The sequence below is a fragment of the Opitutales bacterium genome (assembly GCA_013215165.1).
Lineage (GTDB): Bacteria > Verrucomicrobiota > Verrucomicrobiia > Opitutales > JABSRG01 > JABSRG01.
On the sequence record JABSRG010000021.1, the window covers coordinates 1 to 12,253 of the forward strand.

Here is a 12,253-nt window from a genome sequence, read left to right on the forward strand (position 1 = left end):
TGTCGCCGCCGGTGGCCTGTTGCTTGGGCGGTCGTTCCAATCGATACGCAACCCGCGAGCCGACAGAGCGGCTCAACCACAAAAGAGGCAGTTGGGGCAATCTCCCCACTGTTTCAATTGTACCCACACGCACGGGATGTGGCTAGATTTACGGAAACCTGATTTTGAGCTCAGATTGTATGCGCAGAGAAGTTGCGAAAGCCGTTGTTTGATTACGGCGTTGCTTCGCTCACGGCAATCCCTGTCGCGATGCCCCTACCCATCAGATTACACACCTAAGCGTCCTAAACTTCAGATAGGGCTTGAGTATGCATCCAGAAAGCCGTCGATTCGCAGTGTCTGCCTGTCCCTATCCCTCATACAGGGACGGCTTTTTGTGTAATCATTATTAACTCCCGTTGTTCCCATGCTAGATAAGACTTCCGAGAATGAATCACAGGCGACCTTTGCTGATACTACAGGCGTCGCCTCCCCGGCTCAGTCCAAATCCAACTTGCCCCTTGCGCTTGCTGCCGGCGTCACTACCTCAGTAATTTGTGCTTGGATTTGGGCATTCATCACGTTTTCGACCGGTTACCAAATCGGCTACATGGCCGTGGGTCTTGGATTCGCTGTTGGCTTCATGGTGCGTTTCACGGGACGAGGCAGTGCCATGCCGTTTGGAATTACGGGAGCTGTCTGTGCCTTACTCGGTTGCCTGCTTGGCAACTTTTTCTCGATCGTTACTTTCATTGCCCAAGAGGAAAGCATGGAAATCATCGCAGTGCTTCAGCAGCTCGATTATGCCTTCGTTCCTGAGTTGATGGCTTCAACGTTCCACGCGATGGATCTACTTTTCTACGCAATAGCGACTTGGGCTGGATTCAAATACAGCTTCGCTCCTGTTCCCCTGGAAGAGGATCCGAGCGAAGTCTAATGGTTCGGAGAATCGAGATTTAAAATGGGCTACCGGACAGGACGTCTCGGTAGCCTTGTTGCATATGGGTTTCCAATTTGAGCGGGAGACTAAGATGCATGCTGAAGACAGGATTTTTGAAAATCCGCTGATTCCTAATCGAAAGTACCGAAAGCCTCAGTAATCGGATGAGCAGGCGGCGAGTTGACCAACAATGGTCGGGCGTTCAAACGACACAATTCGCGCTGATCGCTCTAGCCCTGGTATTCACCCAATGCCTGAGCCACTGCTGAAAAATCAGTCGGGGGCTCTGCAGTGAGGTCGAGCGCAGTTTTCGCCAATGGGTGCTGGAGCGTCAGCTGCCATGCGTGGAGCATAACTCGGGGTATTTGGAGACCGGACCATTGCTTCTCCTTAAATCCATAGGTGCTGTCTCCTAGAAGAGGATGACCCAGATGCTGCATGTGGACACGGATTTGGTGGGTACGTCCGGTGTGGATTTGGCATCGGATACGTGCAGCGTTGCTCCAATGCTGTAATACTATCCAATCCGTGTGGGCAAAGCGACCTGATGCCTGAATCGCCATGCGAGTGCGATGCACCGGGTGACGGCCAATAGGTTGTTGAACCGATCCGTGTTCACCTGCCGGTGTCCCCATGACAAGCGCTTGGTAGATTTTAGTCATACTCCGTTCGGAGAATTGCTCAACGAGTCCTTGGTAGGCTTTGTCAGTTTTAGCAACCACGATGATGCCTGTGGTTTCCTTATCGAGACGGTGCACGATGCCCGGACGCTCAGGTGATCCGATTTGCGAGAGCTTACCGGAACAATGGTGCAAGAGCGCGTGCACCAGGGTATCATTTCCCGTCCCGCTCCCTGGATGCGTCACCATGCCTACGGGCTTATTTACTGCCACCAGGTGATCGTCTTCGAAGATAATTTCCAGGGGGATGTCGACCGGCTCGATGGACTGTTCGACAGCAGCTAACCATGAGCCGGAAAGGAGGTCACCGGAGAACACTTTAGTCTTTCGCGACAAAACCGCGTCGTCGCGCTCGATCAAACCGGCATCCAGTGCTTTTTGGATTCGACTGCGAGACTGGTCCGGAAATGCGCGGGCAAGCACTTTGTCGACTCGCTCTCCTCGTGCGAGGCCCTGGGGCACCTCTAGCTCAAATGCGTCACCCGCGGCCATTTACAAGGCTGCTTGCATCGCAGCTATCTGATCGACAAAGGGTTGCTTGAAGGCGCCGGAGCATTCCGCAATCTCCCAGCCATTAAGGGCAAATTGCAATAGTTCCGCACGCGTGCAGCCCAAATCCATAGAAATGGCCGCGTATTCTTCATTGAGCGTATTCCCAAAGATCAGCGGATCGTCGGTGTTTATAGTACAGCGTACGCCAGCTTCAGAGAGCTTACGTATAGGGTGATCCTTCATGGTAGGAAACACATCCAGCTTGATGTTGCTGATGGGGCAGACATCGAGGGTGATATCCTCATCGGCGAGGCGCTGGACTACGGCAGGGTCTTCAATGGAACGCACGCCGTGTTCGATTCGCTTTACGCCCAATTTGTCCAAGGCATCAGTCACCCAAGCAGAGGGTCCAAATTCACCAGCATGGGCCTTGATGCGTTTACCCGCATCCACTGCCCGGCGAAAGTAAACTGGAGTCCATTCCTGAATAGGCGGCTGCTCAGGGCCGTGAAGGTCAATCCCCCAGAGTTTCTCGACTTTGATTAAGTCCTCCAGTGCGTTCACCACTTCAGGAGTTTGGTCGGTCCTCAACATTCCTGTGTAGACACGGACTTCCATACCTTCGGGTGCCGCATCTAAAATAGCGTCTACCACCTCCGCAGCGGACAAGTTCTGCCAGGCAATCATCCCTGAATGAAACGAAGTCTCGACGTATTTCACATTGTCTTCGGCACAGCGTTTGAAGACTGATTTGGCTGCTTCGTGGTAACGCTCAGCAGATGTAAAATAGGCGCTCCCGGGATCAACAATCTCGTCTTCGAATTCAGCAAATGACTTGTATTTGAAATCATCTGCCCAACTGCGTGGCTGTCCCGGCATGACCTCAGGAGCGACCTCATTTATGAGGCGCCAGTCGATCGCACCTTCTAAGTGAAGGTGGGTTTCAGTTTTTGGAATGCGGGCTATGAAGTCCGCCAGATCGGCATCGGGCTGATAAGGCATCCAGGGTGAATAGCCGTTATTGTGCCGCGGTCAAATACTCAGGGTTCAACTTATCTAATCCTTCGACCACAAACATCCCATCTTTGCGAATGAGGACGTCGTCAAAGTAGATGGACCCTCCACCCCAATCTGGTCGCTGGATCGAAACCATATCCCAATGCACTTGGGAGCGATTACCGTTATCCGCATCCTCGTAAGCCTGGCCTGGAGTAAAGTGGAAGGAGCCAGCAATTTTCTCGTCAAAGAGGATGTCACGCATCGGCTCTTTGATGTAGGGGTTAAAGGCGATAGCAAATTCTCCTATGTAACGCGCACCGGCGTCGCTATCCAGAATTTCGTTCAGCCGCTGCGTGTTGTTAGCCGTAGCCTCAACAATTTTCCCCTTCTTGAATTTAAGCGTGATGTTATCGAACGATACTCCCTGATAGACCGTAGGAGCGTTGAATTTGATTTCTCCCTCCACGCTTTCTTTAACGGGACAACTGAACACCTCACCATCTGGAATATTGTGCCGACCGCCGCAAGTGATGGCCGGGATATTCTTAATTGAAAAACGCAGGTCTACGCCCGGAGCGTCTATCCTTACTTTGTCTGTTTTGTCCATGAGCGCCTTAAGCGCGTTCATCCCAGGAATCATACGAGCATAATCCAGGGTACAGACCTGAAAGTAGAAATTTTCGAAGGCTTCGGTGCTCATTAAAGCTTGCTGTGCCATGGCAGCAGTCGGCCAGCGGAGCACACACCATTTCGTCTTTTTCACGCGCCACTCCAACACGGGTCGGAGTGCTTTCATCGCTCCTGACATTTTCTCTGCGGGCACATCGGAAGCCTCGAAAATATTGTTCGATCCTCGGAGAGCCAGATAGGCATCCATTTGTTTCATTTGCTCGAGCATCCAGGATTGAGCAACATCGAAGTCAGCCTCGTCGCCAGCACGGAAAATCTCTCGAGTCACTCGCTGATCGTGAAGATTTACATAGGGAACAGCCCCCTTCTCCCGCACGGCGCGCACCAAAGAAATGACAATCTCGCGGGGCACATCGTATGCGTCGATCAGGACACGTTCGCCAGATTTAATATCGATAGAGAATTCCGTAAGCCCCAAGGCTAATTTTTCGTATCGGGGGTCAATGAGCATAAAATAAAATACGGCAAGGCACCGTGTTAAACTAAGGGAGAACCAAGGAGCACCGTTCCTGCAGGCAACACTAGCCCAACGGTAAAACCCTAAGTAAAGCATGTGTTAGTAAGTTTTCAAATTTTACGTTATTTTTATTTTATGCCAGATTATATATGTCCCTGATGTTAAGCCCATTGAGCAAACATATGTCTGCCTCAGACTATCTATATCCTCAAAACACCGCAGCATTTTTGAGTGCGATTATCGAGCGTGGTCAGATCTACGGAAAACTGATTGGGCTAAGATTAGACGTGTAGAGTGATGGCGATAGTCATTGCTTGGCTTAAGCTTTGATCCGGACGACGGCAATCGCTCTTGCGATCACCCTACAAAACATACGTGTGCCTCGCACTTCTGGTCCCACCCTCGGTAAGTAGAAGCGGAAGCCTCCTACGATAGCAGCTCGTCACAACCCCCGGCGAATTTCGGAACCGCAGAAATTCACGCGCACACGATAGACGCGCTTTGTCCGGGTAAAAATCTCCCCGGTTTTCAGGTCAAACCGCTCCGGCAGATCCTCCTTTCGGATATCGATTGCCGCACTGAAACCACGTTCAGAAAAGACATCGATGAGCATCTGCAGGGCGAGACGGTCATTAAACACGGGATCTTCCGAGCTGATGTATGCCCTTCCTGAAATCGCATGTCGCTCTACGATCGGGATAAATTTCTCTTGGATCACCTCGACCACTCTTCGGAAAAGAGCTGTATGATTAAGCTCATAATCGTCGAGACGGTTGACCAACTCTTGGCGTGCATGCTTAACGATTTTCTCTACAGTCGGGATCTGGCTGACTCGGTCGAAGGTTTTTGGATCCAGCTCAAGAGATGACTGATATTTCAGCTCATCCACAATGCGCTGCTGCACCTCAGGAATAGCACCCTGAGCATTGATGAAGTGGTAGTGAAAGAGGCTTCTGAGTTCCTTGAGCGGCTCGAAAGTTTGCTCTTTAAAGACGCGATAGCGCTTTTGAGCCATAGCTTCGTCGGTATCAGTACTACGAATCTCAATCAATTCACCCTCCCCGGATGCCCGAACTTTCTCGTTGTGCTCAATCGCCTTCTGGCCGCGAGAAATCTGACGTTTCACTGCTTCTTTCTCGTCAACAAACAGCACCACAATATGAAATTGTGGCTTGGGATAGAGTGACTCCTTCGAGCTTCCAAGGTGACGTGAACGCTGCTCATTAAGCTTGGCGTAGAAAGTCTTGAGACACTGCACCTGGACAAAACTACGCGGAAATCCGTCGACGATGGTGCCTAGGTGGTAGTCAGGTTTTAGGAGCTCTTTAAAGAGTAATCCCAACACCTCTTTGTCGCCCACTAGGATACCGGCTTCTTTCTTAGCGCGTGCCTCGGGGCTATTGAGTAGATCACTGACAACAACGGGCGGTGTGGTGATATCCCGCAGCTCCATTATGAAATCAGTATTCGTTCCTTTACCTGAGCCCGGAGCTCCATTGAGCCAAATGATCTCACGTGGGAAACGCAGGTTGTCCTCACCAAATTCATCGACCAGCTCATTCCAAACAGCGTTGAAAATAAGGTTGGCATCTTTGACCTCGAGATCGTGATTTGAGGCTTGTTCCTTTTTCGGTTCTATACCGGCTTCGGTCGTCATCGTGTAAGTGAGGTAAAAAGGTTGGGGTTGAAAAACAAGCCCTATTGGAATGCACGCCTGATTTGGAAATTTCAGGCCTTATCCAGGCTACAAATTCGGGCGACGGCCGCCTCAAAGTCTTCGGCTCCCTCGAGGATATCGATTTCCAAGCGCAGGAAGTAAATCGGCAACCCCCAGTCTCTATTGGGATCGAGCCGCACTGCATCTTTCTCGGTGGTCATCACGCAGGCTGCACCCGCTTTCTTCGCCTCTTCGATCACGTCTAGAATCTCATCTTCAGAAAACCGGTGATGATCTATAAATCGCTTAGTGTAACGCAGCTCAGCTCCCAAATTAATCAAAAAAGACTCGAATGACTCCGGCGTCGCGATCCCACTAAACGCGGCGATGTGTTTGTGCTGAATCCAGTCTAGCGGAAATGCCTCAGTCTGGTTCAAGGAACTAATGTGCTGAGGTGCATGACGGCATTCGATCACGTCGACACCCGGGTTATAATTCTCAATGGTCGCACGTAGATCTCGATCTGGCTCACCATCGGATTTAGTAATGAAGACATAGGAAGCCCGTTTTATATGGTCGACCGGCTCACGGAGAATTCCCCGGGGAATGGTGTAGCTGTTACCAAAAGGGTTATTCTTGTCGATCAACAGGAGATTCAACCGGCCCTTAAGCGGCAGATATTGAAACCCATCATCGAGGATAAGCGTATCTACCCCATACCGCTTGATTGCATAAGCTCCTGCCTTCACACGATTTTTGTCTACGATCACGTGAACTCCAAAACGGAGTAAGTTGCGCGCCAACATATAGGGCTCATCGCCCGCTTCGTCCGAATCAAGATAGAGCCGTTCACCATCGCTCACGACTTTTGGGGGAGGGGCTTCAGCATGGGTAAGCCAACGTATCCACTTTCTATAGACCGGCTCTTTTTTACTTTTATAACCACGGCTGAGGATAGCGACCTTGCGGCCCTGCTCAGCAAGGCTTCGGGCAAAGCGTTCTACCACAGGAGTTTTCCCAGTGCCTCCCATAGTAATGTTTCCCACGACAACCACGAGGCAGCCCAATGGCTTAGTATGAAAAATGCGCTTTTCATAAAGCCAAGTGCGCAGGCGGACGATCAATGTAAATACTGTGGAGAGGGCCTTGAGAACAGCAGCCAAAACATCCACTGCTCCACCCTGCCGGCGGTCGTAAATGACGTCGGCAATGAACAGCTCAAATTCTGCGAGCCGCTGCTTCATACGCTTTCCCCGATTGGCATCCATAGTTTCGACTTCATGAATCAGTTCAAACTATACAAGCTGATCAAGGGTTTTCAGAAGATCTAACGGTTCTCGTATCAACCTACGTGCTGAATCGAACAGAGCTCCTTATACTGCGAGGAGATAGTCCGTCCCCGTCTCATAACCATGGACCTCAAGCCATTCTCGAATCTTTTCACGCACCCCACGATTCCGGACCCAAGTGACGATAAATGGCCGGGGCGATGCATCAGCCAGACAGACGTAAGGCCGCACGTCGATGCTTTGTTTCGACAACTTCTTTGGATCCAGATCGACCCAGTAGCTTGGCAGAATACCGCGAAGAGCAAGCTGAGCGGCATGACTGCGTGCGACGCGACCCGCAGACCAAAATACCAGTTCGCGTCCTGAATCTATGATGGGTTTCAAAAGAGGCTCAAGGTAACGGCAACGGACCGCTTCAAATGCCGTTCGGCTATAAGCGTGCGAAATGCGCGATGCACGTTGCGGTGGGTCATTCCAACGCAGGAGCACTTGTGGTAATTTTGCGAAACGAACTCCCTGCCCAAACAGCCTCAGCCATAGCTCATAATCTTCGGGCTCCTGCGACTCTGAGTAAGGGTGTGAATCCGTTAAAATTTCACGCCGCATCATTACACTAGGATGGGCCAACGGCGCATCCACGAAGCGATGAGCAAACATGTCTTGATGACTCTGCAAGCCGTTTACCCAGTCGACGTGATAGCTATACCCACCCTGGCGTGTCTCACTTCCCCCGTGCTCCACTCGGCTACTTAACACACCTAAATCTGGCCGGCTAAACAAACAGTCGAGCTGAAGCTTCAATCGTTCTGGATAGCACCAATCGTCGGCATCCATTCGGGCTATAAATGGCGCTTGAACCGTACTATATCCCGTATTCAAAGCCGCTCCGATCCCACGACCCTGGCTCTTGATCAGCCGAAAACGATTATCGCGCCGCGTATATGCTTCAGCGATCAATGGAGAATCGTCGCTGCTCGCGTCGTCGATCAGGCATGCGTTCCACTGCTCCATAGTCTGTCCTAAAAGACTGTCGAGCGCAGTTGCTAGGGTAGTTTCGGCGTTCTTGAATGGAAGCAGTATATCTACAAGCGGGTGAGCCATCACTCATCCAAATGGAGTGCCATCAGTCTTTGGCTATTCGCCTCCACAGAGAACGCGGTCTCCACCCAACTACGAGCCGCATGCACGACCTTACCTAAGCTATCAGTACGCAGAGCTTGATCAATGAGTCGCACCGCATCACCGGTCTCAGAGAAATCCGTAAGAAAACCAGTAGCCTGATCGATGACTGCTTCCAACACACCGGGTGCCGGCTGCGCAAATACGGGTAAGCCCACCGCCATGGCTTCCGGGATTACATTGGGCAATCCATCACGGTCACCATCGGTTGAAACGACGCCAGCAAAAAGAAAGGCATCTGAAGCAGTGTAACAGCTTTCTACCGCGGTATAATCCATACCACCGAGCAGGCTTATCCGCTCTTCCATATGGTTAGCTTTAATGTCCGCTTCTAGCCGCACACGCTCTGGACCGTCACCCACAATGGCGAGCGACCAGTCTAAACCTTGCCTCTCAGATTCCACAATTAAGTCGATGAGTCGATCGAACCCTTTCTTAGGAATCAATCGCCCCACCGAAATAAAGTGTATCGATTCGGGCTCGCCATGATTCCTCAGCCCTGTCCATTGGAAAACAGGCATTGGATCAAGGCTACGACGCACGACATACATCTTCTCGGCCAAGTCCGGGAAACGTTCGATCAAGGCACTTTGGGCGGCGGCATTTGAGCTGTGCGTAAATACCGCACTCTCTATCTTTTCCGGCAGCAAGCCATCCCCACCACGATAGAAAATATCATAAGCATGGGCCCCAATAGAGAATGGAAGTCCTGTCAAATCATGAATCAGCAGCGCCGCCGTAGCCGGCATTGTCGCCCAACCTGCATGCACTTTTCGATACGATCTAACAAAACGTTGCGCCCTGACTAGGCCAAACCCATAGCCCAACCAGGTCTCTTGGTAATTCAGCCAGCTGGTCGGCCGTGTGAACATCCATATTAGATGCTTTGTAACAACACGTGGCCTACGCACAAACCAATAGATCAGCCAGACAGGCACTAAAACTAGCTCGATTAGATAGAACTGGTTCACGGGTCGTGACTCGAAGGCACTCCCGCCTCCCCAGATTGTGAAGAGGTCAAAGTCCAGACCCGCTCGACGTAAGCCGCGAATCTCGCGCTGGACAAAGGTTTCGGAAGTCTTTGGGAAAGTCGTCAGAAGGTAAGCCATTCGGCTCTGCCGAAGCTTACGAGACATCCTTGGTCACCTAAGCATTTTCTTCCGTCTCTGCGACGAAATCGAAAATTAGTGAAAAGGACTCACAAAATACAGCCCGCTCACCCTCGACCGTAATCGTTCCTTCAAAAAATGCCAAAGGACGGCGTATGCGCTTAGGCTTAATCTCCATGGTAAGGATATCGCCTGGCTTGCAGATGCGCTGGCACTTCACCTTCTCGGAAGAAGTAAAATAAATCTTGGTTGCATCCACGGGCCGCGTGAGGGCCTCATGCTTGCCCTTGAGAAGGAATAGGACGCCGACCTGGCCCAAGGCTTCGACCATGATGGAGGCGGGGAAAACAGGATTATTTTTAAAGTGCCCCTGTAGAAAGTCCTCGGTTCCACGGATCTTGTAGGTCCCGATTAAACCCTCTTCAGTTACCTCGGCTTGATCGATAAAGAGGAACGGGGCCTGGTGCGGCATGACCTCAAGAATATCTTCAAGTGAAATACGTTCACGCTGAGGAACCTGAGGTGCGTCGGACTCACCACCGACTTTGCGCGCCATGTAGGTGCGTAGGTCTCCATAAGTGCGGATTTCACGGAGTTCATCATTATCGAAGCTCACATCCAACGTCTCCTCAACGAGGATCACGATCTCCATCATGGTGAGTGAATCGATCCCGAGATCCTCCATCAAATGGGTATTGTCGTCAGCCGCATCGATCTTCGAGCGCATATCAGGTTCCAGATAGCGCTTGATGATTCCTAAGACAATCGTCTCCAACTGAGAAACATCGCCTTCCTGCCGGAAGGCTAAAGCAGCTTCGAAGGTACCTTCAGGGCAACGACGGAGAGCGTCTTTGAGGATTTCTATATCTTCTTCTGTAAAAGTCTTTTCCGACACGGCAGGTTGTGGGTCTGAGGCAGGCTCGGGCATAAATACGAAGGAACGAAGATTGGAGGGAGCTCCGCGTGACTCAAGCCCTATTATTCAACGGACGAATCGGAATCGCTAACGATTTGAACGCCGTTGTTATCTGCCTCCAAAACGAAAAATTGCGACTGAACGCCCGCTGCCGTCAGCACGCCTGTCATGCGATTGGCCACCTCGAGTGCATCCTCGGCGGGCGCCACGCATAATATGCTGCTACCGCTACCACTGAGCCAACCCGTGTAAGCTCCAGCGTCTTGACCTGCTCCTATGACTTCCGAAAGAAACGGATTGAGGACTCCACGGTAGGGTTGGTGGATGTAGTCAGTGATGGCATGACCCAGTAGGTCATATTGCTGGCTTGCGAAAATTGAGACGACGGTCGCTGCGCTATTGATGCTTTTTACCGCATCTTCAAAGGAGATCTTTTCTGGCAGTACCTTTCGCGCATCTCCCGTAAGGACACGGGTTTCCGGGGAAACGACCACAAAGCGAATGCTATCGCTCACTGCATGCTTTAGGGTGTAGATATGCGCTCCACTATCGGGATCAGTCCGCGCGACGCAAAAGCCGCCGTGTACTAGTGGGCAGGTGTTATCCGGACTGTGGTCGAGCTGACAGACCAAAGCTGCCAGGTCTTCTTTGTCTAAGCTGTTGCCGTTGAGTGCATTCAACCCTTCGACAATACCGGCTCGGAGCGTCGAACTCGAACCCAAGCCGCGCGCAATTGGGATTTGGCCCCAAATATCAAAACCGACACCATGCCGCACTCTACCTGTTTCGGAAAAAAAGAGATCTGCCGCCTCAGCCACCATACGCATCGAAGCCTCAGACATCGTTTCCTCACCGAGATAGGTGACGCCCTCACTCTCGGTCATCTCGACGCGCACGTAGTTGTATAACTTCAGGGCGATTCCCAGAGAATCGAAGCCGGGCCCACAGTTCGAAGTACTAGCCGGAGTTTGGACTACGATTGATTTGGCTGCCATAGAATGATTCGGTTAAGATTAGCGTTGGTTGAAATTTTTCATGGCTCGCTCCGCCTCACGCAGGTCCGTTTTTTTCCGCATATCCTGCCGTTTGTCGAATAGCTTTTTACCCGTACAGATCGCAATTTGGACTTTCACCAGTCCATGAGCTAGATACATGCGCAACGGGATAATGGTTTTGTTGCTAACTTCGATTGCACCCCGTATCCGGTTGATTTCTCGCCGGTGTAAAAGCAGCTTGCGCGGTCGGTCGGGACGGTGGTTGTTGAGATTCCCAAAAGCATATTCTTCGATATGTGCATTATAGAGAAACAGCTCATTTCGCTCCATGCGCGCGAAAGCCTCATGTATCTGAGCCTTCCCTAGACGCACTGTTTTGACCTCTGTACCACGCAAAACGATCCCCGCCTCAAAGGTCTCGCCAATCTCGTAGAGGTGACGGGCCTTGGGGTTGGAAATCTCACCGGGTTGCCGGTTTTTGTTTTTCTTTCGTGCCACAAATAGAAATGCCACCCTCGCTCGATCGCGTAAGGTGGCATGTGTAGGCTGATATCGCTTGAAGGTATTACTCTTCGTCTTCTCCGAGTTGATAGGAGATCCGTCCGTCAATGATCTCGCGTAGGGCGACGTCTTCGGCATCGAGACGCTCCAGACTTTCAATAAGAGGAGGGCTGCCACTCTTGAGCTGCTTGACCCGGCGGGACACGACGTTGATCAAAATGTTTGGGTCGGTAATGACCTGATGGGCCTGCTTTAAGTAATCGTCTCTCATGTCTTAGGAGATGGGAAATCGACGAAAAAAGGGTCAAAGAGTGTCGCTGGCAAACCTAATTGTCGAAAATGCAATAAACTCAGAAAGCCGCTATACGAT

12 protein-coding genes are annotated in these 12,253 nt (G+C 51.3%); 1 reads left to right on the top strand and 11 read right to left on the bottom strand.

Annotation, left to right across the window (positions count from 1 at the left end):
- Positions 1-406: 406 nt before the first annotated feature.
- A complete protein-coding gene (locus HRU10_06095; GenBank protein NRA26806.1) occupies positions 407-916 on the top strand; it encodes a hypothetical protein in 510 nt (169 codons plus the stop codon).
- Between the two features lie 233 nt (positions 917-1,149).
- On the opposite strand, the gene HRU10_06100 is transcribed toward HRU10_06095, so the two are convergent.
- From HRU10_06100 to HRU10_06150, 11 genes are all read right to left on the bottom strand, one after another.
- Positions 1,150-2,091 carry an RluA family pseudouridine synthase gene (locus HRU10_06100; GenBank protein NRA26807.1) on the bottom strand — a complete coding sequence of 314 codons (942 nt, stop codon included), beginning with the start codon at positions 2,089-2,091 and terminating at the stop codon, positions 1,150-1,152.
- A complete protein-coding gene (locus HRU10_06105) occupies positions 2,092-3,093 on the bottom strand; it encodes an adenosine deaminase family protein (protein NRA26808.1) in 1,002 nt (333 codons plus the stop codon). It lies immediately after the preceding gene.
- Positions 3,094-3,109: 16 nt separating this feature from the next.
- Positions 3,110-4,231 carry an aminopeptidase gene (locus HRU10_06110; GenBank protein ID NRA26809.1) on the bottom strand — a complete coding sequence of 374 codons (1,122 nt, stop codon included), beginning with the start codon at positions 4,229-4,231 and terminating at the stop codon, positions 3,110-3,112.
- A 448-nt stretch (positions 4,232-4,679) separates the two neighbouring features.
- Positions 4,680-5,894: a nucleoside monophosphate kinase gene (locus HRU10_06115; GenBank protein NRA26810.1), complete on the bottom strand. Its 1,215-nt coding sequence runs from the start codon at positions 5,892-5,894 to the stop codon at positions 4,680-4,682.
- 71 nt (positions 5,895-5,965) lie between these two features.
- On the bottom strand, positions 5,966-7,162 hold the full coding sequence (gene lpxK, locus HRU10_06120) for a tetraacyldisaccharide 4'-kinase (protein NRA26811.1): 1,197 nt from the start codon (positions 7,160-7,162) through the stop codon (positions 5,966-5,968).
- 105 nt (positions 7,163-7,267) lie between these two features.
- Positions 7,268-8,284: a glycosyltransferase family 2 protein gene (locus HRU10_06125; protein NRA26812.1), complete on the bottom strand. Its 1,017-nt coding sequence runs from the start codon at positions 8,282-8,284 to the stop codon at positions 7,268-7,270.
- Positions 8,284-9,471 carry a glycosyltransferase gene (locus HRU10_06130; protein ID NRA26813.1) on the bottom strand — a complete coding sequence of 396 codons (1,188 nt, stop codon included), beginning with the start codon at positions 9,469-9,471 and terminating at the stop codon, positions 8,284-8,286. Before HRU10_06130 ends, HRU10_06125 begins: the two co-directional genes overlap by 1 nt.
- Before the next feature lie 37 nt (positions 9,472-9,508).
- Positions 9,509-10,399 (bottom strand): FabA-like domain protein, encoded by an 891-nt coding sequence (locus HRU10_06135; protein NRA26814.1) that lies wholly within the window; start codon positions 10,397-10,399, stop codon positions 9,509-9,511.
- A gap of 50 nt (positions 10,400-10,449) precedes the next feature.
- The gene (gene thrB / locus HRU10_06140) at positions 10,450-11,382 is read right to left on the bottom strand and encodes a homoserine kinase (protein ID NRA26815.1); all 933 of its coding nucleotides are present in this window, start codon (positions 11,380-11,382) and stop codon (positions 10,450-10,452) included.
- An 18-nt stretch (positions 11,383-11,400) separates the two neighbouring features.
- Entirely contained in the window at positions 11,401-12,021 is a 621-nt protein-coding gene (smpB, locus tag HRU10_06145; protein ID NRA26816.1) for an SsrA-binding protein SmpB, read from the bottom strand.
- Positions 11,948-12,154: a DNA-directed RNA polymerase subunit omega gene (locus HRU10_06150; GenBank protein NRA26817.1), complete on the bottom strand. Its 207-nt coding sequence runs from the start codon at positions 12,152-12,154 to the stop codon at positions 11,948-11,950. The genes smpB and HRU10_06150 overlap by 74 nt, the downstream gene beginning before the upstream one ends.
- Positions 12,155-12,253 lie beyond the last annotated feature (99 nt).

Coding starts and splice junctions, on each gene's coding strand:
- HRU10_06110 (NRA26809.1), bottom strand. CDS start 4,231: ATGCTCATTGACCCCCGATACGAAAAATTAGCCTTGGGGCTTACGGAA.
- HRU10_06105 (NRA26808.1), bottom strand. CDS start 3,093: ATGCCTTATCAGCCCGATGCCGATCTGGCGGACTTCATAGCCCGCATT.
- HRU10_06095 (NRA26806.1), top strand. CDS start 407: ATGCTAGATAAGACTTCCGAGAATGAATCACAGGCGACCTTTGCTGAT.
- HRU10_06130 (NRA26813.1), bottom strand. CDS start 9,471: ATGGCTTACCTTCTGACGACTTTCCCAAAGACTTCCGAAACCTTTGTC.
- lpxK (NRA26811.1), bottom strand. CDS start 7,162: ATGGATGCCAATCGGGGAAAGCGTATGAAGCAGCGGCTCGCAGAATTT.
- HRU10_06150 (NRA26817.1), bottom strand. CDS start 12,154: ATGAGAGACGATTACTTAAAGCAGGCCCATCAGGTCATTACCGACCCA.
- HRU10_06100 (NRA26807.1), bottom strand. CDS start 2,091: ATGGCCGCGGGTGACGCATTTGAGCTAGAGGTGCCCCAGGGCCTCGCA.
- smpB (NRA26816.1), bottom strand. CDS start 12,021: ATGCCGAAGACGTCGCCCTACGCGAGATCATTGACGGACGGATCTCCT.
- HRU10_06135 (NRA26814.1), bottom strand. CDS start 10,399: ATGCCCGAGCCTGCCTCAGACCCACAACCTGCCGTGTCGGAAAAGACT.
- HRU10_06125 (NRA26812.1), bottom strand. CDS start 8,284: ATGGCTCACCCGCTTGTAGATATACTGCTTCCATTCAAGAACGCCGAA.
- HRU10_06115 (NRA26810.1), bottom strand. CDS start 5,894: ATGACGACCGAAGCCGGTATAGAACCGAAAAAGGAACAAGCCTCAAAT.
- thrB (NRA26815.1), bottom strand. CDS start 11,382: ATGGCAGCCAAATCAATCGTAGTCCAAACTCCGGCTAGTACTTCGAAC.